This window comes from Listeria aquatica, assembly GCF_014223975.1.
GTDB lineage: Bacteria > Bacillota > Bacilli > Lactobacillales > Listeriaceae > Listeria > Listeria aquatica.
This window is the reverse complement of sequence record NZ_JAARRM010000001.1, coordinates 17107-38821: the sequence shown is the minus strand read 5'-3', so window position 1 is coordinate 38821 and position 21715 is coordinate 17107. Positions and strand designations below refer to the sequence as shown.

The window sequence follows — 21715 nt, the reverse complement described above, 5'->3', positions numbered from 1 at the left end:
TTATTTCAACTCCTCTTTTTTGCGATGTAAGTAATAGAACATGGAAAGCGGCCACCACAAGACTGCAAAAGTTGGATAAACAAACCAAATGATTTTTGGCGTGTAGTAAAGATTAATAAATACCATTAAAGCAATAATAAGGATGGTTCCCCAAATTGAAAAACCTAAATTTAGTTTGGCAAAACCGAGTTTTTTGCTACCACCAATTTTGAGTTCTTCTTTAATTTCATCAAAATCACCAAATTCGATAATCACTTTATTGATTGCATCTTCTTGGGACTTGCCTTCGTGCATCAAGTCATATACTTTTTCTTCCATATCTTGCATGATTTCTTCTTTGACCTGCTCAGAACGCTCAGTTTCTGGCACATCATCAAATAACTTCTCTACAAATTCATATATTCTTCTCAATTTTCCCTCTCCTCCAAAAAGACGTCAATTACTTCTTTAATTTCTTGCCATTCCTCAATCATTTCATTCAAATAAAGCTCGCCTCGCCGCGTTAGTGAATAATACTTGCGCTTACCGCCATGACTACGATCCCCGTAGTAGCTTTTTATCAATCCCTTTTTCTCAAGGCGTTGAAAAACTGCGTAAAGCGTCGCTTCTTTGATTTGAAATTTTTCCTTCGTTCGATCGCTAATCTCCTTCGAAATCGCATATCCGTAGGAATCACCATCCGAAAGAATCCGCAAAATAATCGAATCCACGTGGCCTCTTAAGATATCGCTGCGGATTTTGACCACCTCCCCAAATTACTCTGCCACACATTACTCTATCAGATAGAGTTGATAACATAAAAAAGTTTAACATGTATTACTCTATCTGTCAAAGTAATTTTTATTTTTCTTGAAAACCTTCCAATGATCTCGCATTGTATCAAGCACAAGCGCGCAAAAAAAAAGCAGAAACCTTGAAAGTTTCTACTTCTAATTATTTATACCGCTTTTTCCTGAGTAGCATCAAAATATTCATGACCAATTTCTAATTTTCGATTCAAAAGTTCACTCACTGTCACAAACTGATAGCCTTGCTTTTTCAATTGTTTCAGCGTTTCCTCAAGACTATCCGCCGTTGTTTCATGAATATCGTGCATCAAAATAATACCCCCGTTACTCGCATTTTTCAGCACTTTATTTGTGACAAGTCGCCCGCTTTTATATTTCCAATCTTCCGTATCAACCGTCCACTGCGCAAGCGGAAGCCCGATCGCAAGCGCCGTATCATGATGAACTGCCCCGTAAGGAGGTCTTACAAGCTCTGGAAAATAGCCCGTTTGTTCATACACCGCAAGCTGCGTCTTCAAAATTTGCTCCGAAACATCTGCACTGGAAAGCTTCGTAAGCGCCGGATGACTCCAAGAATGATTACCCACCTCGTGTCCCTCCAAAAGCTCCTGTTTAACAAGCCCCGGGTTTTCCATCACCTCAGAGCCCAATACGAAAAAAGTGGCTTTTGCGTGATATTTTTTGAGTAAAGCAAGAACCCGCGGTGTGACTTTCCTGCTTGGTCCATCATCAAACGTTAGCGCAATTTTCTTTCCTCGATTTGGAGGGCTCAGTGGTTTTTTCTTCGCCGTTTCGGCAGCTAAATATTTCGGCTTTATATGCCCAGTTAAATACGAAAGTGGTACAGCCACATGTTTCATTTCCGGATAATTTGGAATCGAAATCGGTACCGTAAGCGTCTTATCCGTGAGATTAATACTCGTTTCCGAAAGCCGATCCGGATATTTCGCTTTTCCAAGAGCCGCCATTTTCTCAATCGGCCATTTTTTCTCTGCCATCACAGCCTTCTGCATGGCAAGCTTAAGCTCAAGAAGTGCATCCGGATCTGAGTTAAGCACCTCGCCAAGAGTCAGCACCTTACCAGTATCCACATCTATGAGCTGCTGATCAAATTGTTTCTCTAAAACTCGCTTATAATGATGCCCAACCTGGTCGTATCTAACTTTCTTCAAGCGATAGCCTTCCACACCATTTCCGGTTTTTTGTTTATCAAAAGTGAAAAACACTAAATTATCCCGATCATTTTGCTCTTTATTAGCTGCATCAAGAATTTTTTGTTTCAGAATTTGGTTATCTGATTTATCTTTTAAAACCGGAATAAACGCAGTAATAACAGAATTTTGTTTATTTTTTTGTTCAACTTTATGGAAATTCCCCCGACCATTTTTTTGGTCCATTCCACGTTCAACATCCTTCGCCACCTTGTCACGAGCTTTTCCAAGCTCATAATTTTGATAAGCAAAAAATCCAAAAACAGCACCAATAACAACGACAATTGCCACAAGACTAGTCCAAAGTATTTTGCAATTCATGGATAACACCTCTTTAACTCAATAGGTTTTCCCTAATCCCGTCCCATATTATACATGCTTTCAAACAAAATTCCAGCCATTTTCCTGAATTTCATTTGTAGAATTTTATTCATTCGCAATATTGGATCCAAACCAAAATTAAACGCCATTTCTACTACCCCATTTCCATAAAAAAAAACGCGAAAAAGAATCTTTTTCGCGTTTTTTATATTCCCAAATTCGGCATTTTAGCCAAGTGACACATCGAGCACCATCATGACCGCAAAACCAGCCATCGTAGCGGCTGTTGCGAGGTCAGTTGAACCTTCAACTTGTGATTCAGGAATTAGTTCCTCAATCACAACAAAAATCATTGCTCCTGCTGCAAAAGCCAGCGCATAAGGTAAAATCGGCGTTACAAATACCACAAGTAGTGCGCCAATAACTGCGAAAATCGGCTCAACAATAGCCGAAAGCTGTCCATACCAAAAACTTTTCGCTCGGCTAAGTCCTTCCCCGCGAAGCGGAATTGATACTGCGGCTCCTTCTGGAAAATTTTGGATTCCGATTCCAAGCGCAAGCACAGCTGCTGTCACAAATGTTTCCGTATCTCCGACAAGAACTGCACCGAATGCAACCCCAACAGCCGCTCCTTCTGGAATATTATGGATTGTAATCGAAAGAACCAGTAGGATACTTTTATGTAGCTTCGTTTTTGGACCTTCTTTTTCTTTTTCAGGAAACCCGAGATGGAGATGGGGAATTAACCTGTCTACGAGGCGTAAAAATACGCCGCCAAGTGTAAAACCTACAAGCGCAGGAACAAATGAAAAGATACCCATTCCTTCACTTCGCTCAATTGCTGGACTTAATAGCGACCAAAAACTTGCAGCAATCATAACCCCTGCAGCAAACCCGAGCATCACATTCGTCCATTTTTGATTTAAATCTTTAAAAAAGAAAACAAGAGCTGCCCCTACAGCTGTGCAGCCCCAGGTGAATAGTCCGGCAAGCAAAGCGAGCAAGACTGGATTCAAACTCGAAAAATATTCTAACAAAAAAAGCAACCCCTCTGAGCATTTTGAACTCCATTTGCATGTCTCAAAATCTTATTCTTTATCTTGATCTCCATCAAACCCGCGTTTTAAGCCTTTAAAGAAGGCACCGCCAGTTTTCCCGATCACTTTGGCTGCTTCAAGTGAACCATAGAAGGCAAGCTTCGCAGTATCGCCGAGAACTTCCCCCGCTTTTCCTGCTGCGTCACCTGCTTTTTCTTCTATCTTTTCAGAAACTTCTTTGACCCTTTCTTTGTCGAACATTTTCGGTTCTTCATCGTTTCTTGTCATAACTTGTCCCTCCATTCCTCTTTTCCACATCATAGCGAAAAATCTAGCAAGATTCAATCACAAAAAACACTACTTTTCCGCCTATAAATGACTTTCGAAATCGAGCTCATAGCCGGGCTCATCAAAGGCAATTTCAGTCACCTCATAAGTCAAACGCTTAATATAGCTAATGAGCGGCTTAGACATTTCCTCTGCACGCTCCGCACCCAGTTCTTCTGCTTCGCCGAAAAAGTCAACTACTTGTACGATTCGGCTGATATGACCGTTAACTTTAAACCTGTCTAGCACGAGTGAAAACGGCATATCTACCTTGAAAATTTTACCATCATCTAAAATTGACTTATCATCCCCTGTAGGCTCCACTTCATTGAGTTGAACTTGGATGCTATTTTCCGCATTTTCAGGTTGTGTTTGTAGCGTTTCAAAATTAAATTGTTCTACGATAATTTGATTGACTCGAAATTCCAAATCTTTCGTCCTCCATTTCAAAAAAACATTTCATTTTCTAATCCATACACTCATCATATCGGTTTTACGAGCGCTTTTCAAATTTTGCTCGCCCATTTGTAAGTTTTAAGTCCCACAAAATGTGAAAAACCACTCTCGCCGATTTTCACAAAAAGATCGCAGCCGCAAGCCAGTACACAATAGCTGCTAAGCCTGCAGAAATCGGCAGTGTGATAATCCATGTCACAAGCATATTTTTCCCAGTGCGCCAGTTGACTTCTTTCTTGTGATTCGCCGTTCCAACGCCCATGATCGAGCTATCAATGACTTGCGTTGTGCTGACTGGAAGATGCGTAAGCGTTGCTGTCATGATAACAGAAAGGGAACTTACGTCTGCCGCAACTCCTGTAACTGGTTCAATCCGCATAATTTTTGTTCCAACGGTCTTAATGATCCGAAAGCCACCGACAGAAGACCCGATTGCCATCGAAGCGGCACAGAGAAATTGTACCCAGAACGGGACGCCCGCACTTTCTTTTAGCAATCCACTTGCAACAAGGGCTAGAGTGATCATCCCCATAGTTTTTTGGGCATCATTTGTTCCGTGCGCATAAGCTTGAATGGCCGCTGTAAAGATTTGCGCTACTTTAAAATGACGATTGGTTTTAGCGCGCTTGCGATTCCGGAAAATCCATTTAAAGGCTGAGTAAATGAGATAACCGATAGTAAATCCAAGAATAGGCGAGATAATTAATGCGATAATGATCGTTCCAAAGCCAGCATAATTCAGTGAAGTAAATCCGGCAGAAGCAATCGCCGCACCCGCAATGGATCCAATCAAAGCATGTGAAGAGCTGCTCGGCATGCCAATGACCCAAGTAAGTAAGTTCCAGATAACCGCAGCCACTAAACCGCAAAGAACAACAAATTCACCATTATGTAAAGAAAAAGGGTCTACAATATTTTTGGTCAGTCCTTCAGCAACCCCCGTAAAAGAAATGGCTCCTAAAAAGTTCATCACAGCAGCCATCATAATAGCCACACGTGGTTTTAGAGCTCGTGTTGAAATACAAGTAGCCACCGCATTAGCAATATCATGAAAGCCATTGATAAAATCAAACGCGAGCCCAACAATCACAATTAAAATTGTGATTAAAATGATCGTATCCATCCGACATTCTCCTCACCCAAAAGTTCTCTCTTACACTCTATACCCAATTTCGCAAAAAAACAAAAGCCCCTACTTTTTTAAGGCAGGGGCACTCGTTTAAAATTCATATCCGCTGTCGTCACCGTCAAATTCATCGTCATAAAGTTCATAGTTATTATCATAAACATCTGGATTATGTTGAATTTCATAAAGGAAGGATCCAAATAAACCAAAAAGCATAAAAATGCTAAGAATAAAGCTCAATCCCGTTAAAATGCAACCCGTAATAAGAAGTCCCAATCCCTTTTTAGGTTCAAGTGACGGCTTTTTCGCAAATAGATAGACAAGTAGCACAATGATCGCACTTGTAAAAATGACCAAAAGGCACCATAAAATGGGATTCATCCCCCGGCGCTCAGCGTCCTTATAAATCCAAATCGCGAGAACAGCACGCGCTGCAAGTGAAATTAAACTAACAAACAGAAGTCCGATGCTAAAAAAAAGTATACTCATGCCTAATTCATTTCCCCCTTCCACATAAAAACTATACATGTAACTTGCTTGGCAAGCAGTCATAACAAATTTCTTTTATGCCACTAGCATCCCTATTCATTTGATGTGGCTTTCAAATCTACAAAAGTTCGCTTGGCAATTTTCATTTTGTCTACTTTAAGTTTAGCATGCCTTACTAAAAAAAGCTTCAAAAATTTGACTTTTCCATAAAAAAAACGGTTTCCAAAAATGGAAACCGTTTTTCCCTATTTCACTTGTCCACGTTCAAATTGCCATTTTAAAAACTCATCGGAAACCATTTTTTTAATTCGCCGCCCGATTTCTTTATAATCGTTTGTTTCAAGATTAGCAAGTGAGATTCGAACCGACCATTCGCTACCGCCAAAGCCGCTCCCTTTTAGTAGCACTAAGCCTTGTTCCAGTGCAAGACGCATTAAAAAATTCGTAATGCTCGTTTCTCTTTGAAAATCTAAACCAAACTGTTCGCCAAAATGTGTTTTCATCCATTCAAGTAAATCAAACTCACAATAATACGCCGAATCATAATGGTCAAATGGCATCACAAGATCTAGTTCTTCATATAACAACTTCTGCCTGTAGCGGCAAATGGACTGCGCTTTTTTCTTATAAGACTCTTCCTCATCCAACAAAGAAAAAAGGGAAAATAGAGCCATTTGAACTTGTTGTGGCGTTGAAAGACCTGCTGCATGGTTAAGCGCAACTTCTCTGCTATCAGCGACAAGTCGATCGATAAACTTAAAATTTGTCGTTTCTTTTGTAATCACTTCATACCTTATTTCAAGCTCCCTAATAAACGCTTGCGGCAAATTCCTTAATTTAGCATCAAAAACGTTTTCATCAGCTAAAGCAATTGTCCCAAGACGCCAACCTGTCGCCCCAAAATATTTAGAAAATGAATAAATACAAGCCGTATTAAATGGCAAAACACTAAAAACGGATTGAAATTTCGGAACAAATGTCCCGTAAACATCGTCTGTTAAAATCATCAATTCCGGATTATCGTTTTCAACAATGTCCACAAGCTTGGAAATCGTTTCTTCCTTAAGCGCCGAAGAACTCGGATTGCTTGGATTCACCATAAAAACGGCTTTAATCGAAGAGTCTCGTAATTTTTCAATTTCCCGTGAACTGAATTGATACGTGAGTCTATCATCGATTAGTTCAGGCGTCGAACGAATTTGAACCACATCAAATCGGTAGCGCGATAGCTGTGGTATTTCTAAATACGGTGTGAAAGTTGGAATCATCAGTGCAATTTTGTCCCCTGGTTGAAGCAAGAAATTGTTGACGAGAGAATCAAATAAGTAACAAATTCCTGCCGTGCCCCCTTCAACGGCAAAAATATCGAATGGCTCTTCAAGCCCTTCAAAAATCTCCTTTTTTAAATACGCTTTAATCGCTTTTTCTACATAATTTAAGACCCGATCTGGATTTGGATAATTATCTCCCGTAATAGCATCCACAAATTCAAATAACCAGTCATGCTTATCTACTCCGAGAACCTGCTCCCCTTTTTCCCAAATTCCTGTAAGTAGATTCTTTCCCGGTGTTTCATTTTGCGCCTCAAGAAATGCCTCAAATCGACCAAGCATTTCTATTCGAGCAGGCATCCCCGAAAGTTCTCCTTGCCGGACCCGCTCCATTTCCGAAACAGCAAACAACCCCAGTAAAAAAAATGCCTCCCGCGGTGCGGCCGCTGTCCAATTCGGGTTTCCCCTTCCCGCATTGAGCGGCACGCTATTTTTCACGGCTTTCTTTGCACTTTTTTCTAAAAATAGCCCTAACTCGAACGGGCTAAGACTCTCCGCTTCTTTTACAGAAAACATTGATCGCTCCTCTTTCCTTTTGGACTAACGCTAAGTCACCAAAGTAAAATTGTGAACCTATTTCCTCCTCTTCAAAAAAACTCACAATCTTTTTTCTGTCGCCATCACTTCCTCTTCACAAAAATCTGTTGAACAGACTTTAAGTAAGCGATTTCTCTAAAAACATTATAACTGACATCATATGTTATGTACACCAAAACCGACCATTTTTCACAAAAAACTTTGTGAATTTCGTTCATACAAAAAAGCGAGCCATAAAGGCTCGCCACATTCACTTAGCGTGCAATTAAGACGCTGCATTTCGCATGTTGTACCAAATAAGAAGAAACGCTTCCCATCATCATTTTTTCCACACGATTCAGCCCAGTTGCCCCACAAACGAGCAAGTCCGCGCCAAACAACTCTGGAATTTCTTCTGCAAGCATTTTCTTTGGATTTCCTCTTTCAAGAAAAGTACCCACAGATTGAAGTCCTTCCGCTTCCGCTTTTTCTTGAAAGCCGCGAAGCACCGTTTCCATTTCCTCACGAAGTTCCTCTTCCCAAGTTGTTCCCTCTACTGTAAAACTTGGAAAAGAACGCGTATCAATAACTGCCGCCATCGCAAGAGAAGCCCCAGTATCTTTTGCAAGTTTCAGCGCATCAGCAAATGCTTTTTCCGCTTGTTCAGATCCGTCTATCGCCACTAAAATTCGTTTATAACTAGCCATATCAATCTCCCCCACTCGTTCATATTTATCGTTCAGTATTCTATACCTAAAAAAAGCCCCCTTAAAACGTCATAAAAAAAAGCTGACTTCATCAAAAGTCAGCTAAATATTTAAATCGAACAGCTTCCGTCATTACAGCCCGGTCCTTGCGTTTCTTTAATTTCCGCCTTTGTTCCCCCCGCGCGCTCAAGCACAGTCACAAAACTTTCAACAGGTTGCGCACCAGAAACTGCATATTTTTCATCAATCAAGAAAAATGGGACGCCCGTGACACCGTACTCAACCGCCTCTGTCTCATCGACGCGGACTTGCGCGAGATATTCTTTCGAATGAATGATTTCCCGTACTTTCGTTTCGTCAAGTCCCGCTTTACCGGCAAGCTCCACCAAAGTCTCCTCGTCATTTAAAAAGGCCCCCTTAGTAAAGTAAGCATCCATTCCAAGCTCGACAAACTCATTTTCTTTCCCAACCGTCCTCGCATATTGAGCAATGCGATGCACAAGAAAAGTATTCGTAGGTTTCATTTGATCAAAATCATAATTCAAACCCGCCACCTTAGCCATTTCTCCAATTTGCATATTCATTTGTTTAGCTTCATCAAGCGACTTTCCGTATTTAACAGCAATTGCTTCATGGATGGACTGATCCATTTTAACAGGAGCATCCGGATCAAGCTCAAAGCTACGAAACACTACATCAATATCTTCGCGTCCTGTTTTTTGAATCGCTTTTTCTAAATTTTTCTTGCCAATATAACAAAACGGACATACAAAATCCGACCAAACTTCAATTTTCATCGTTTCTCCTCCGTTATAACTTATTTAAAGTAAGTATATAATCATTTATAACTTAAAATACGAAAAGAAACAATTTTTCTGCTTAGAAGTTTTGAATCAAAAGAATGCCCGCAATCATTGCCAAAACCCCCATGATACGGTAGCGATTAATCGGATGCTTAATCACACCAAAAAAGCCGAAGTGATCAATAATTAGCGCAATCACCATCTGCCCGCAAATGGCTAAAACAACTGTCATCGCGGAGCCTAAAAGCGGCAAAAGCAAAATATTCGATGTAACAAAAACGACACCCATGATGCCCCCAGTGAATACCCAAAAAGGGATTTTCCCGACACCACGCACTTTGAAAGTGACACGCTTTTCGATGAGCAAACAAATAAGGAATAACAAAATGGTACCCACTAAAAATGAGATGAAAGAAGCAAGAAATGGTGAACCAACTGCTATCCGTAGTTTCCCGTTAATCGAGGTTTGTATCGGCGAAAGCATTCCAGCAATAAAACCCATCAACATAAAAAGAAGCATCGTTTTTGGTGCTTGTCTCTCCACTTATCTTCGCCTCCCTTAAAAGCGCTGCATGAGAAAAACGCCAAAAAACATCAGCGCCATTCCAAGCAGCCGTTCTAGATTTAATTCGTGCACAGGCAAGTTAAACCAGCCAAACTGGTCGATCAAGATTGCCATTACCATTTGTCCGCAAACTGTCACCATCACAGTAAGCGCAGAACCAAGTCGCGGCAAAAGTAAAATATTGTTAGTTAGAAAAATAATTCCGAGTGCCCCGCCGCCAAACCAAATCCACCACGGATTAGCGGCAATCGCTTCAGGAATGATCCCAAAATTGTGAAAAGTTAGCAGTGTAAGTAGCAAAAGCACCGTACTTCCAACCGCAAATGAAATAAAAGAAGCAATAAACGGCGACTGTGTGTAACCTTTTAAACGATTGTTCACAGAGGTTTGTACGGGGAGCATCATTCCCGCAAGAACCCCAGCCATTACATAGAAAATAATCAACTTCGTGTCCCTTCTTTCTGCTTTGCATACCTTTTCATTTTATCGAGCAAAAGCCTTCTTGGCAACTTAATTTTTCTTTTTTTAATAAAACAAGGCGCCCCAAGACAAAAAGCTCTCGCTTTTTGCCTTGAAACGCCTAACTTAAAATTTAGTTGATAATATCCTCATCACGCTTTGTGCCAGCTTCTAAGTTCTTTTTCCACATTTCTCGCTCTTCATCTGTAAGTCGCTTGTAATCAGTGATTTCTGCAACAATCTTTAGCGGAAATGCACTACGATAAGATCTTGTTGGGTTCCCAGGGAATTTTTTATCCGTCACATTTGGATCATCCTCAAAATCACCAGTTGGCTCAACTTGGTATACACGTTCCGCACCTTCTCCGCGTGCTAAAGCAGCAGCAAGACCTGCTCCATCTTTTAGCGCCGTAAAATAAATATGGTTCATCACGACGCTCGGTCGATAATTCGAGTGAAATCCTGGACTTAAATAATCACCAATCTGAAGATCAGCTTTTGTTCCGTGATAAAATGGACCGTTTTCTTGTGTAAGATCTGTCATGACTCTTCTCCTTACAATCAGTTTTCTTTTAAGTTTTTCTTGCTTGTTTTTATAATCCTTTCTCATTATAGTCATTTTTTCGTAAAATTTCACGTTTTTACTAATCTTGAAAGTTTGAAAAAGAAACACTCGAGGAGCTAGCTAGCACAAACTAAAGACGCCTGATTACTCAGGCGTCTAAAGTCATGGCGTTGATTGCCACGATAATCGTACTTAGCGACATCAAAATCGCACCAACAGCTGGACTCAAAAGAATTCCAATCGGCGCTAAGATGCCGACTGCTAGTGGAATAGCTAAAATATTATAACCAGCTCCCCACCAGAGGTTTTGAATCATCTTACTGTGTGTTCGTTTAGCTAAACGAACAAATTTCAAAATATCTTGCAAATTGCTATTTGTTAAAACGACATCGGCTGAATCAATAGCAATATCTGTTCCTGCACCAATAGCCATGCCGATAGAAGCTCTCGCTAAAGCTGGCGCGTCATTGATTCCGTCTCCAACCATCATTACTTTCTTGCCCTCATCTGTATAACGTTTAACAATTTTTTCCTTATCATCTGGCAACAATTCACTATAGAACTCTTTAATACCTAGATAATGAGCCACCGCTTCCGCAGCACTCTTATTATCTCCTGTTAGCATCACTGGTTCGATGCCTACATCACGCAAGCTTTTAATAAAGTTTTGAGCTTGATCTTTCAAAGTATCACCCATTGCAAAAAACGCTATGAGTTCGTCATCAATCAATAGAAACGAAATCGTATTTCCTTGTGCTTGGTATTCTTTCAATTTTTCTCGGTCAAAGTTTAACTGCCGCCGTTCAACTTCTTTTTGATTAGCTAAAATAACTTGGCGTCCTTCTACGAAACCTTCTACCCCAATACCTTTCAGTGTAGAAACATCTTGAGCTTGATAAGCTTCAATTTGTTCAGCTTTCAAATAATTCATTACTCCAACCGCTAAAGGATGGTTAGTTTGGGATTCTAGGGCACCAATATATTTCAGTGCTTCTTCTTTATTCATATCAGACAAAGATTCGATACCAGTCACTGTGAATTTACCTTCTGTTAAAGTCCCCGTTTTATCAAGAAAAACATAATCTAGTTGATTTCCTTGCTCTAAAGCTTGGCGACTTTTTAGGAGCAAGCCATTTTTAGCCGCAATGGAAGTTGAGCGAGCAATAACTAGCGGAATAGCCAGTCCTAGTGCGTGAGGACAAGCAATAACAAAAACCGTTACCATTCGGTCCAAAGCTTGTGGAAGATCCGCCGCAAAGAGCCAAATAACGAAAGCCAAAATACCCGCGACTAGTGCCACATAAAACAGCCACTTTGCTACTTTATCAGAAACCGACTCTAATTTAGATTTTTCTTGTTGAGCTTGTTTAACCATCGTCATAACCTTGGCCAAGTACCCATCCTCGCCCGTTCCGGTTACTTTTAACTGAATGGTTCCGTCGCCATTAACAGAACCTCCGATGACCGTTTCACCGACGTTTTTCTGAACGCCTTTCGATTCTCCAGTCACAGCCGATTCATCCACGATAGTCGAACCATTCGTAATTACTCCATCTGTTGGCATTTTATCTCCTGCACGAACGAGTAAAATATCTCCATGATGAACTTCTTGCAGCTTCACTTTCTTCGTAGAGCCATCTGCTTCGATTTTATTGACCTCGTCTGGTAATAATTCAGCTAGCTTTTTCAAAGCATTGCCAGCATTAGAAATGGCATTCATTTCTACCCAGTGACCCAAAAGCATGATTACAATCAATGTTGCAAGCTCCCAGAAAAAGTCCATCACATGATCATTAGGATTTACTTTGTTGGCGATAAATGAGTATAAACTATAAACATATGCAACCGAGATCCCCATTGCGATCAAAGTCATCATCGCTGGACTTTTCATTTTCAGTTCCATTTTAGCACCACTTAAGAAGGGTTGTCCCCCATAAACGAAAAGTATCGTTGCTAAAATCAAGACCACCCAATCAGAACCCGGGAAAGTGAATTGGAAAGGCAACCGCATTCCCATCATTGGTGAAAAAACAATGATAGGAATAGCCAAAATAAGCGAAATCCAAAATTTTTGTTTAAAATTCCCCATATGCATTGAATGATCCATTCCCCCACTATCCATATCGCGATGATCGCTGCCATGTCCCTTTCCAGAATGATTCATTTTGTGTTGATCGTGTCCCGAATGATCCATTTCCATGGTTTCTTCCTTTTCTTTTTCTTGTTTCATTACAAACTCCTCCTACATTTTTTGCTGATCCAAACTGAATTAATGTAATCAAAATTGCTGTACTATAAAATCCGTCGTGCACAGTCCAATAAGTGTTTCAGAAGTTTTTTTCTTGCTCAGAGTAGACTAGTAAAAAGATTGCTATCTACCGAGATACGATTAACTCGCCAACTTATCATTTCATCAAAACTCGCTTTTTTCGCTAATCTACAAAATAACCTGTGTTTTATTTATGGTGATGACTACATCCATATCGTTTGTCCAAGAGTATCTATTATCTCTTGTTCAGTTGTCATTTCTTGCGATCAAATCACACGCATAACTTCCCGCTCTGAAGCACTAATCTTAATTGGCGTAATTGTCATTGAGTCCGTCTTCTCTGTCTACATTTGTAAACTATAATTAAAGTCTACAACTGTAGACGTTATTTGTCAACAAGTTATGACTAAAAGATGAGTAATCTTTTTTGAAAAATTATTTCCTTGTTTAGTGCAAAAGCTTTTTAGTGGCGAAAAGCCTTTTATTCCCTTGCATATAGAGCCTTTCCCTTTTTCTAGATTTTGTAACCCTTCCTTTAAATTTGCTTACTTTTATTCCTTTGAGTAAATGTTAAAAGTTCACAAATAAGTCATATAAAAAGCTTTTCCTAGCACTTCAATTTCAACTTTTCTATTTAATTCCAAATCTCACTTGCACTGATAATTCTACTATTACTCGAAAAAATAAACATTGTAATAATCAACAATTATTTTAAGATTCATTATCCACGATCAATCCACGTATATTTTACTGATTTCTTCTTGTATCTGTCCCTTTTGATTAGCCACAAACTTATCATAATTCACATTATCTTTTCCTAAAAATAGAACATCGATAAAAGCCTGCCCTGCTTTTTCAGCATCATTAAGAGCGCTTTTTGACTTTTTAAACTTATCCTTATCAATAGCTACTTGTACGTCTTGATCTTCTCCATCAGAGGTCATAGTAGAAAACGATAATTCATACTCTTTCTTAGGATCAATATTAAAGATAACATCTCCAGACATACTTTTGCCCGCGCTAAGTGTTCCATAATCAAAAGGACTTAAATCTAGTTCTGAACTATAGACATTTTCTGCCTTAATTTTTTCGTCCTTTCCTTTTTCATATAATGAAAAATTTTCACTCGTGGTATATATTTTTTTCTTTCCATTATTTTTCACTTGAACATTTAGCACTAAAGTATCTTGACCTTCTTCTGATACTTTTGGTAAAACCGCATATTCCCCTTTTTTCACTTTGAGTTCAGCTGAAGCATTTGAACTTTTAGCATTATTAGTCTTGGTTCCTCCAGAATAGTTTTGACCACAACCTACAAGTAACAAAACTCCCAATACAACTAACCAACCTGTCCACTTTTTCATAAATTCTCTCCTTTTTGAGTTGATATAATTGAGTAATTAGCATGCTAATTACTCAAAGTATGTAGACATTTTGTGAACATTTAGTACTTTTATTCGTAAAAAGATCTACAATGCATCCTTTGTTAACAATCAGAAACGACTTCTTTCTTTATTAATTTTGTACAATCAAAATACTAATTGACAATCTTCCCCATGGTTATTACGTTTTAAAATCGGTTGCTTTCTTTTATACTTCGCCATGCATAAAGCTAATTAAGCTTCACCACAGCGTAGCACATACAAATGAAACAAAGTGCTATAATTGTTGCAATTTCAGTTTTTAAATTTATTGGATTTTTCATCTAGTAATAGTGATAATTAAAAACTTAAATACGCTTGGTATATTCCTATTGTATTAATCAACTAAAAAAACAGCTTGAATCTCAAATAGCACGAAGAGTACCTTTAGCGTAAAAGCTAAAGAGATTCTTAAAGAAAAAGAAACATGGATAAAAAAAGTAAGAAAAACGTCAAAACCCCTTCCAAGATTTTCCGTTAGATCGACTTAAATTTTCTCTTGTTTCTTTTGTCAATGAGGTATTCCATAATTATAAATTGTGTGAACTATCTCAAAAGATACTTGAAATTTCAATTCTTTCATTGCTATTAAAAAAATCTAGAACTCATAAGTTCTAGATTTTCCCTTTTATTCCCTTGCCACCCTATAAAAATAATTCTTCTGCCATTTTTGTGTTTTTTGAGCAGTTTTATTCAAATTTTGACACCATTCTGGATAAACACGCATCGCCATCTTTCCTTTTTGTTCCTTAGAGCGAGCTATTCCTTTATCCATTAGTACAGTCTTAGGAAAAATAAATATACCTTCGCGCTCTCCATCTCTAACCACAATAGCCAACATGATTTCTTCTTCATAAGAAAAAGCCTGATTTTCGTGAGAATTACTTTTTTCCCAAAATGCTACAAAGTAACCATCTTTTTTAGGCGTTTGTTTAGCTAATCTACTTCTTATTTTCATCCCTTTCTTCTCTATTTCAATAACCATTCCTTCATATTCTTGATTTTCTATCCTCAAAACTTTAAATTCCCCAAATTTCATTTGTAAGATCTTTCCTGATGTCCATTCACCCATCTCTTACATCCCCCTTCACCATCCCAAACCTTCAATGCTGCCTCATGGTAATACAAAACCTACGCTACTTTTTTTCAGCTAACTCACCCTTTGGATTTCCTGCTTCATACTCATAATCGAGCATCTTAAAATGCGCGCGGAGTGCGCTACAAGCATTTTCCTGTACCAATTGAAGCACTGCTCTTTTCTCGCCTCGTTTTGGCGTTTTCACTTTAACCCCTAATTCTTCTGCTAATTTTCTCGCATCAATCTCCTCGCTAACAAGCAGCTTTTTTGGCAAAAGGTGATTTGGATGCTCATAAAATGACTGAACATAAGCCTCAATCACTCCATCTATTTCTTCCACTTGTTCCAGAATTTGAGCAGACCTGCCAACGATCGCACCATTTCGCACAAAAAAGATTTGAATCGAAAGTGCACCTGCATCATGGACAAAATCAATGACATCTCGGTCTTCTCGGTCTTTGATTACCACTTTTTGCTTTTCCGTCACTTGCTCAAGTGCCTCAATCCATTCTTGAACTTCCTGTGCCCGCTCAAATTGCCACTCACTAGCTGCTAAATCGCGCCGCTCTTCAAGCACGCGTCGAACTGCTGAATGTCCAGCATAAAAAAAGCGTTTAATCCGTTTGATTTGTGCTTGATATTCTTGTTGGGAAACTTCACGCGCACATGGACCAATACACATCCCTAAGTGATAGTAAAAACAAGGACGCCCTTTTTTACCACTACAATGACAAAGTGGATAAATTTTTTGAAGCAATTCCTTCGTTTTTTCCGCCGAATATTTACTAGTGTACGGGCCAAAATACGCAGCCCCATCTTTTTTGATTTCGCGCGTCACTACAAGTCTTGGGTTCTTTTCATTTGTAATTTTTATATAAGAATAGTGCACTTCGTCTTTTAAAAGGATATTATAGGGAGGTTGATACTTCATGATAAGCGACATTTCAAGTAGAAGCGCTTCTTTTTCTGAATCAGTCAGAATCAACTCTAAATCCTCAATATAATGAACTAGACGCGCTGTTTTTCCAGTTTGCGTCTTCGTAAAATAAGATTTCACTCGTTTTTTTAAATTTTTAGATTTCCCAATATATAAAATCTCGCCCGCCGCATCTTTGTAAATGTAGCACCCTGGCGACTCTGGAAGTATACTCAACTTCTGCTTTAACAAAACCTTACTCATAGGCAACTCTCCCAAGAACAATCGTTCGTGTTTTCATTTTAACCCTTTCCATTTAGCTTGTAAAGCAACATTTCCCATCAGGTTTAACTTGGAATTTTATGTGCAAAAAAATAAACATACAACTAAAAAAATCTTTAAAAAAACAAACTTTTTCCTTTTCTGATACGTCTAATAAGTGGAGATATTTTTAGGAGGCTTCTACCGGTATGAATAAAAATTTACAGGAGCGCTTTTTGGATTGTGTAACTGAATATAAAGATGATTTTTATCGTGTGGCCTATAGCTACACTAAATCACAAGCGGACGCGCTTGATATTATTCAAGAATCTATCCAAAAAGCCTTGTTAAAACTCCCAACCATTCAAAAGAAAGAAAACATGAAGGGCTGGTTTTACAAAATCGTCGTGCGAACTGCGCTCGATTTCTTGAGAAAAAATAAAAAAATCACATTAATGGATCACGAAGTTTTGGCTAGCCTGCAGCCTGGCGCAAGTGATCAATATGAAAATCTCGATTTAAAACATGCACTCGAACGATTGCCCGTGAAATATAAAACCGTCATCATTCTACGTTATTTCGAAGATCTTTCTATCCAAGAAATTTCTTATATTATTAATAAAAATCTCAGTACGACCAAAACGCGACTTTATAAAGCACTCCAGCTATTGCGTCTTGATTTAGACGAGGAGGATGAAAATGTCCATGAATAAAGATCTAAAACAACTCAAACAAGCTTATCGACAAGTCCCCATCCCAGATAAAGAGCTTGATCAAATGATCCAAAACTTGAGCGCAGCGAAACCCAAAAAGAAACACCACCCAGTGCGCTTGAGTCTCATTGCTGCTGTTCCCGTCTTACTGGCTATTTTTCTAACTGTTGTTACAACAAATGAATCCCTTGCACGTGCGATGAGCGACGTTCCCATTCTAAAAAACATCATCACCGTCATTACAGGCAAAAATTATCAAGAAAAAAACAAAACAACAGAAGCACACATTAAAACACCCAAATTAAGTGGTCTTAAAAATCCAGAACTCGAGAAAAAACTCAACGATGCTTACGATAAAACGGGCGAAGCCCTTTATAAAGAATATCAGCTTGCTAGCCAAAATCGCGGTGAACATTTTTACGTTTCTAGCGATTACAAAGAAATAACCAACACAAAAAAACTACTCGTCCTTCAGTTTACTGTCCAAGAAACCCGTGCGAGTAGCTACACCGAGCACACTTATCTCGTGATGGACAAGAAAAAAATGCAGCGCATCAAACTTGCGGATCTTTTCAAAAACGATCGCTACATTTCGCTTATCCAAGCTAATATTCAAGAGCAAATGAAAAAACAAACCGAAGCAGACCCCAACAAAATTTATTGGGACGAAAACGAGCTTAAAGCCGCACTCAGCGAAAAAAATCTAGCCAAACGATTTTACATCAACGCCAAAAACGAGCTTGTCTTTTCCTTCAATGATTACGAAGTAGCACCTGGCTACATGGGAACCGTTTCGTTTGTGATTCCAACATCGCTACTTCAAAATGACCTAAAAAAACCAAGTTATCTCAAATAAAAGGAGTACCAAAATGCGCAAAAAAAGAACACAAAAAAAGCTGCGGCTGAAACCTGCCGTTCTTGCTTGCCTGATTTTGCTCGGACTTAGCTCCGCTTGCTTGTTACTCTGGGGAACTTTAAACACCGAGAGTCCTGCCAAGCAACCAGCTAAACAAGAAAAAATCGTCAGCAAGAAAGCCCTCGTAAAAAAAGCGAGCGCCAAAAAGCCGCCTGAAAAAGTATCCCAGCCAGCAAAACCAAGACCCGTTACGGATAAAACCGTTTTCCTAACCTTTGACGACGGCCCTTCGCCATTTCTAAGCCGATTTAATCACCTATTGCAACAAGAAAAAGTCCCTGCAACCTTCTTTTTCATCGGTGAAAACTTAAATCGCATCCAACCCGAAACCGCCAAAGCCTTGCTTGCATCTGGATCAAGCATTGGCTGGCATAGCATGACACACGATGCTGGCTTGCTTTACCGTAAAAACAATCCGACATTCCTTACCGAAATGGAGCAAGCCCGCAAAACCGGACGCGAAAAACTAGGCATAGCAAGCAATTTAATTCGCGCCCCTTACGGCAGTACTTATTTAAGCACACAACTTCATCAAGAAACAAAAGACAAGGGCTTCACACTGCTTGACTGGAATATTGACAGCAACGATTGGCGTTACAAAACAAGTTCCACTCGCGTAGTAGAAACCGTCTTAACCCAAGTAAACATCCTAGCCAAACAAAAAGAACCCCTTGTCATCTTGATGCATGAACGAAAAAACACATTAGAAGCACTTCCCGCGATCATCCATGCACTCAAAAAAAATGGCTACAACTTTCAAGCCTACAAAGAAAATACGCCGTTTAAATTAAGCTTCAGAGAACGTTAAAACCGAAGCCTTCACATGAGGTGAAACAAATGAAAAAAATCATCCACGGAATTGTACTTACACTCTTTCTAGTTTTATTTATCTGGATCTCTTCCCAGTTTGTCACAAGCGGAGATTTCAGACAAACTGAAGCAACCTTTTATTTTATCATCGAACATATAAAAAAATAAGACTCTGAGCGTCGTAACAAGACGCTCAAAGTCTTATTTTGTTCCCTTATTAAACAGCTGTATAAGCTCCGTCTACAACAAGAATGGTTCCTGAAACAAAGGAAGCTTCGTCACTTGCTAAAAAGACAACACAATTTGCTACTTCTTCTGGTTTTCCTAACCGGCCCATTGGATGAAGTGAAACCAATTCTTCACGCGCTTTTCCTTGAGCCTCTTCAATTAGCGGCGTATCAATATAACCCGGTCCAACTGCATTCACCCGAATACCATGTTCCGCATACGTAGCGCCAAGTGTTTGCGTTAGCAATTTAACGCCACCTTTTGCAGAAGCATAAGCCGTTACGCCACGTTTTCCTGCAAGACTATGAATCGAACCAGCATTCACGATCGCACCACCATGACCTTGTTTTATCATTTGTTCAATCGCGTATTTATCCGATAAAAATACACCATTTAAATTAATATCAATCGTTTTTTTCCACTTTTCATACGAAAGCTTATCAATATCCGCATCGTTTGCAATCCCTGCGTTGGCGAACATAATATCCAGTTTACCAAATGATTCAACTGTTTTTTCAATCATTTGCTTAATATCTTCTTCACTCGTTACATCCGTTTTTACAAAAATCGCTTCATAACCAGTATCACGCAATTCTTGTGCAAGTTCTTCCCCTTTATCAGAGAAATCAGCAATCACAACTTTCGCCCCTTCGCGAACAAAACGCTCAACCGTTGCTTTACCAATCCCACTTGCACCACCTGTAATAATCGCTACTTTGTCTTTTAGTCTCATGACCATTCTCTCCTTCAGTTAAAATATTTGCGCTTACATTTTAAGTATACTCCCAGATCGAAATGATAAACAATCGTTTTGCTTGATCAACTTTCTTCTGACTAAAAACCAAAAAATGCGTTTACAAATTCACATTTGTGGTAAAATGAAGCAAAAGAACTATAAAAGGGAGCAATATGAATGAATACAACCAAAAAAAGAAAATTACTACCTAATGATATGACGATTATCGACACGAGCCAAGCACGAAAAGCCGTTTTCGCAACGGGACTCGGAAACGCGATGGAATGGTTTGATTTTGGAATTTATTCCTACCTCGCTGTTACAATTGGGAAAGTTTTCTTCCCAGAAATGGAAGGAACTCTGCAACTCGTTTACACCTTCGCCACATTCGCGATCGCCTTTATCATGCGACCAATCGGCGGCTTCGTTTTCGGAGCACTTGGAGACCGCTTAGGCAGGAAACGCGTGTTGACCATTACGATCTTAATGATGGCCTTTTCGACACTTTGTATCGGCCTTATCCCAAGTTATCAGTCTATTGGCTTAACCGCCTCGTTCCTGCTACTTGCTGCGCGACTTGTCCAAGGTTTTTCAACCGGTGGCGAATACTCAGGAGCCATGACATACATAGCAGAATCCTCGCCTGACAAAAAGCGAGGCATTCTAGGAAGTGGGCTGGAAGTCGGAACCCTATCCGGTTACATCGCCGGAAGCGGACTTGTTACAATTCTAACCTTTATCTTAGGGAACCAGGGAATGGTAGATTGGGGATGGAGAATTCCTTTCTTCGTTGCCGCACCACTTGGTCTCATTGGTTTTTACTTACGAACCAGTTTAGATGAAACCCAAGCTTTCCAAGAAATTCAAGAATCCGAGCAAGACCAAGGTGAAACGGAAAAACAACCAACCTTCAAAGACATCTTTTTATATTTCAAAAAAGAATTGTTCTTATGTATCGTCATCGTTGCCTTTTTCAACATCACAAGCTACATGCTCTTATCTTATATGCCATCGCATTTAAACGCTGTTCTCGGCTACGAAAACTCGAAGTCGCTCTTGCTCATTTTAGTCGTCATGCTGTTCATGATTCCAACCGTCATTTTAATGGGGCATTTGAGTGACAAATTCGGCAATAAAATCATCACACAAATTGGCCTTGTTGGCTTAATTCTCTTTGCCATCCCAGCCTTCTTGCTACTACGTGATGATAACATCCTAACCGTTTTCCTAGGACTTCTTCTCCTAGCACTTTGTTTATCTTGCTTTGAAGGAACCGTCCCATCTATGTTACCAACCTTATTTTTCACCGACGTACGTTACCGGGCATTATCCGTTTCCTTTAACGTATCCGTATCAATTTTTGGCGGAACAACACCGATGATTGCCTCCTTCTTGATAGACAAAACCGGCAACAATTTAATGCCATCCTTCTATCTTGTGCTCGTTGGTGTGATTGGCATGATTGTGTTTACCCTTATGTTTAAGCAAACATCTGGTAAATCCCTTCGCGGTTCACTTCCAGCCGTAGAGACGAAAGCAGAAGCTAAAAAAATGGTAAACAATCCCAAAAAAGCACTCTGGTGGCGTAAAGAAGCCAAAGCACTTCGCAAGAAAAGTAAAGAACACAAATAAAACCAAGCTTTCGAAAACGCAACATCAGTTTTCG

Annotated in this window: 24 protein-coding genes; 5 read left to right on the top strand and 19 right to left on the bottom strand. The window is 39.5% G+C overall.

The annotated features are described in order from the left end of the window. The 18 genes from HB912_RS00275 to uvrC all read right to left on the bottom strand — a co-directional run bounded on the left by HB912_RS00275 (position 1) and on the right by uvrC (position 16649). Positions 1-411 carry a permease prefix domain 1-containing protein gene (locus tag HB912_RS00275; RefSeq protein ID WP_185371689.1) on the bottom strand — a complete coding sequence of 137 codons (411 nt, stop codon included), beginning with the start codon at positions 409-411 and terminating at the stop codon, positions 1-3. Continuing rightward, positions 408-710 carry a PadR family transcriptional regulator gene (locus HB912_RS00270; RefSeq protein ID WP_342354348.1) on the bottom strand — a complete coding sequence of 101 codons (303 nt, stop codon included), beginning with the start codon at positions 708-710 and terminating at the stop codon, positions 408-410. Before HB912_RS00270 ends, HB912_RS00275 begins: the two co-directional genes overlap by 4 nt. 227 nt (positions 711-937) lie before the next feature. Beyond that, positions 938-2320 (bottom strand): polysaccharide deacetylase family protein, encoded by a 1383-nt coding sequence (locus tag HB912_RS00265; protein ID WP_185371688.1) that lies wholly within the window; start codon positions 2318-2320, stop codon positions 938-940. Positions 2321-2547: 227 nt separating this feature from the next. Then, the gene (locus tag HB912_RS00260) at positions 2548-3357 is read right to left on the bottom strand and encodes a ZIP family metal transporter (RefSeq protein WP_185371687.1); all 810 of its coding nucleotides are present in this window, start codon (positions 3355-3357) and stop codon (positions 2548-2550) included. Between the two features lie 51 nt (positions 3358-3408). After that, positions 3409-3645, bottom strand: a complete 237-nt coding sequence (locus tag HB912_RS00255; RefSeq protein ID WP_185371686.1) for a hypothetical protein — start codon at positions 3643-3645, stop codon at positions 3409-3411. Between the two features lie 81 nt (positions 3646-3726). Next, entirely contained in the window at positions 3727-4113 is a 387-nt protein-coding gene (locus HB912_RS00250; protein ID WP_185371685.1) for a DUF1149 family protein, read from the bottom strand. Positions 4114-4258: 145 nt separating this feature from the next. Beyond that, positions 4259-5263 (bottom strand): inorganic phosphate transporter, encoded by a 1005-nt coding sequence (locus HB912_RS00245; RefSeq protein ID WP_036071452.1) that lies wholly within the window; start codon positions 5261-5263, stop codon positions 4259-4261. A 96-nt stretch (positions 5264-5359) separates the two neighbouring features. Then, entirely contained in the window at positions 5360-5755 is a 396-nt protein-coding gene (locus HB912_RS00240) for a peptidase (RefSeq protein WP_185371684.1), read from the bottom strand. 245 nt (positions 5756-6000) lie between these two features. Further along, positions 6001-7602: an aspartate 4-decarboxylase gene (gene aspD / locus HB912_RS00235; RefSeq protein WP_185371683.1), complete on the bottom strand. Its 1602-nt coding sequence runs from the start codon at positions 7600-7602 to the stop codon at positions 6001-6003. Between the two features lie 275 nt (positions 7603-7877). After that, a complete protein-coding gene (locus HB912_RS00230) occupies positions 7878-8309 on the bottom strand; it encodes a universal stress protein (RefSeq protein WP_036071441.1) in 432 nt (143 codons plus the stop codon). A 110-nt stretch (positions 8310-8419) separates the two neighbouring features. Beyond that, positions 8420-9106 carry a DsbA family oxidoreductase gene (locus tag HB912_RS00225; protein ID WP_185371682.1) on the bottom strand — a complete coding sequence of 229 codons (687 nt, stop codon included), beginning with the start codon at positions 9104-9106 and terminating at the stop codon, positions 8420-8422. An 82-nt stretch (positions 9107-9188) separates the two neighbouring features. Then, the gene (locus HB912_RS00220) at positions 9189-9632 is read right to left on the bottom strand and encodes a DMT family transporter (RefSeq protein WP_244964421.1); all 444 of its coding nucleotides are present in this window, start codon (positions 9630-9632) and stop codon (positions 9189-9191) included. A 39-nt stretch (positions 9633-9671) separates the two neighbouring features. Next, the gene (locus HB912_RS00215) at positions 9672-10103 is read right to left on the bottom strand and encodes a DMT family transporter (RefSeq protein WP_425324763.1); all 432 of its coding nucleotides are present in this window, start codon (positions 10101-10103) and stop codon (positions 9672-9674) included. 166 nt (positions 10104-10269) lie between these two features. After that, complete coding sequence (arr, locus tag HB912_RS00210) at positions 10270-10680, bottom strand: NAD(+)--rifampin ADP-ribosyltransferase (RefSeq protein ID WP_185371679.1); 411 nt, start codon at positions 10678-10680, stop codon at positions 10270-10272. 169 nt (positions 10681-10849) lie between these two features. Beyond that, positions 10850-12895, bottom strand: a complete 2046-nt coding sequence (locus HB912_RS00205) for a heavy metal translocating P-type ATPase (RefSeq protein WP_221635611.1) — start codon at positions 12893-12895, stop codon at positions 10850-10852. 806 nt (positions 12896-13701) lie between these two features. Further along, the gene (locus tag HB912_RS00200) at positions 13702-14334 is read right to left on the bottom strand and encodes a DUF4352 domain-containing protein (protein ID WP_185371677.1); all 633 of its coding nucleotides are present in this window, start codon (positions 14332-14334) and stop codon (positions 13702-13704) included. 685 nt (positions 14335-15019) lie between these two features. After that, entirely contained in the window at positions 15020-15463 is a 444-nt protein-coding gene (locus HB912_RS00195; protein ID WP_185371676.1) for a MepB family protein, read from the bottom strand. A gap of 64 nt (positions 15464-15527) precedes the next feature. Then, positions 15528-16649, bottom strand: a complete 1122-nt coding sequence (gene uvrC, locus HB912_RS00190) for an excinuclease ABC subunit UvrC (RefSeq protein ID WP_185371675.1) — start codon at positions 16647-16649, stop codon at positions 15528-15530. Positions 16650-16855: 206 nt separating this feature from the next. Between uvrC and HB912_RS00185 the strand changes: the two genes are divergently transcribed. Genes HB912_RS00185 through HB912_RS00170 form a run of 4 tightly spaced genes read left to right on the top strand, consistent with a single transcriptional unit; the run spans position 16856 to position 19253 of the window. Beyond that, on the top strand, positions 16856-17359 hold the full coding sequence (locus HB912_RS00185) for an RNA polymerase sigma factor SigV (protein ID WP_185371674.1): 504 nt from the start codon (positions 16856-16858) through the stop codon (positions 17357-17359). Further along, a complete protein-coding gene (rsiV, locus tag HB912_RS00180) occupies positions 17346-18215 on the top strand; it encodes an anti-sigma-V factor RsiV (RefSeq protein ID WP_185371673.1) in 870 nt (289 codons plus the stop codon). Before HB912_RS00185 ends, rsiV begins: the two co-directional genes overlap by 14 nt. Before the next feature lie 13 nt (positions 18216-18228). Beyond that, on the top strand, positions 18229-19083 hold the full coding sequence (locus HB912_RS00175) for a polysaccharide deacetylase family protein (RefSeq protein WP_185371672.1): 855 nt from the start codon (positions 18229-18231) through the stop codon (positions 19081-19083). A gap of 29 nt (positions 19084-19112) precedes the next feature. Then, positions 19113-19253, top strand: a complete 141-nt coding sequence (locus HB912_RS00170; RefSeq protein ID WP_185371671.1) for a hypothetical protein — start codon at positions 19113-19115, stop codon at positions 19251-19253. A 49-nt stretch (positions 19254-19302) separates the two neighbouring features. Here the strand turns inward: HB912_RS00170 and HB912_RS00165 are convergent, their stop codons facing one another. Beyond that, positions 19303-20046 (bottom strand): SDR family NAD(P)-dependent oxidoreductase, encoded by a 744-nt coding sequence (locus HB912_RS00165; RefSeq protein WP_185371670.1) that lies wholly within the window; start codon positions 20044-20046, stop codon positions 19303-19305. 180 nt (positions 20047-20226) lie between these two features. On the opposite strand from HB912_RS00165, the gene HB912_RS00160 reads away from it, so the two are divergent. Further along, positions 20227-21681: an MFS transporter gene (locus HB912_RS00160; protein WP_185371669.1), complete on the top strand. Its 1455-nt coding sequence runs from the start codon at positions 20227-20229 to the stop codon at positions 21679-21681. Positions 21682-21715: the final 34 nt, after the last annotated feature.

Excerpts from the sequence above, each read along its gene's own strand:
- HB912_RS00265 (WP_185371688.1), bottom strand. The coding sequence starts at position 2,320 with ATGAATTGCAAAATACTTTGGACTAGTCTTGTGGCAATTGTCGTTGTT.
- HB912_RS00255 (WP_185371686.1), bottom strand. The coding sequence starts at position 3,645 with ATGACAAGAAACGATGAAGAACCGAAAATGTTCGACAAAGAAAGGGTC.
- HB912_RS00245 (WP_036071452.1), bottom strand. The coding sequence starts at position 5,263 with ATGGATACGATCATTTTAATCACAATTTTAATTGTGATTGTTGGGCTC.
- HB912_RS00240 (WP_185371684.1), bottom strand. The coding sequence starts at position 5,755 with ATGAGTATACTTTTTTTTAGCATCGGACTTCTGTTTGTTAGTTTAATT.
- aspD (WP_185371683.1), bottom strand. The coding sequence starts at position 7,602 with ATGTTTTCTGTAAAAGAAGCGGAGAGTCTTAGCCCGTTCGAGTTAGGG.
- HB912_RS00230 (WP_036071441.1), bottom strand. The coding sequence starts at position 8,309 with ATGGCTAGTTATAAACGAATTTTAGTGGCGATAGACGGATCTGAACAA.
- HB912_RS00225 (WP_185371682.1), bottom strand. The coding sequence starts at position 9,106 with ATGAAAATTGAAGTTTGGTCGGATTTTGTATGTCCGTTTTGTTATATT.
- HB912_RS00220 (WP_244964421.1), bottom strand. The coding sequence starts at position 9,632 with ATGCTTCTTTTTATGTTGATGGGTTTTATTGCTGGAATGCTTTCGCCG.
- HB912_RS00215 (WP_425324763.1), bottom strand. The coding sequence starts at position 10,103 with ATGGCTGGGGTTCTTGCGGGAATGATGCTCCCCGTACAAACCTCTGTG.
- arr (WP_185371679.1), bottom strand. The coding sequence starts at position 10,680 with ATGACAGATCTTACACAAGAAAACGGTCCATTTTATCACGGAACAAAA.
- HB912_RS00205 (WP_221635611.1), bottom strand. The coding sequence starts at position 12,895 with ATGGATCATTCGGGACACGATCAACACAAAATGAATCATTCTGGAAAG.
- HB912_RS00200 (WP_185371677.1), bottom strand. The coding sequence starts at position 14,334 with ATGAAAAAGTGGACAGGTTGGTTAGTTGTATTGGGAGTTTTGTTACTT.
- HB912_RS00195 (WP_185371676.1), bottom strand. The coding sequence starts at position 15,463 with ATGGGTGAATGGACATCAGGAAAGATCTTACAAATGAAATTTGGGGAA.
- uvrC (WP_185371675.1), bottom strand. The coding sequence starts at position 16,649 with ATGAGTAAGGTTTTGTTAAAGCAGAAGTTGAGTATACTTCCAGAGTCG.
- HB912_RS00185 (WP_185371674.1), top strand. The coding sequence starts at position 16,856 with ATGAATAAAAATTTACAGGAGCGCTTTTTGGATTGTGTAACTGAATAT.
- rsiV (WP_185371673.1), top strand. The coding sequence starts at position 17,346 with ATGTCCATGAATAAAGATCTAAAACAACTCAAACAAGCTTATCGACAA.
- HB912_RS00175 (WP_185371672.1), top strand. The coding sequence starts at position 18,229 with ATGCGCAAAAAAAGAACACAAAAAAAGCTGCGGCTGAAACCTGCCGTT.
- HB912_RS00170 (WP_185371671.1), top strand. The coding sequence starts at position 19,113 with ATGAAAAAAATCATCCACGGAATTGTACTTACACTCTTTCTAGTTTTA.
- HB912_RS00165 (WP_185371670.1), bottom strand. The coding sequence starts at position 20,046 with ATGAGACTAAAAGACAAAGTAGCGATTATTACAGGTGGTGCAAGTGGG.
- HB912_RS00160 (WP_185371669.1), top strand. The coding sequence starts at position 20,227 with ATGAATACAACCAAAAAAAGAAAATTACTACCTAATGATATGACGATT.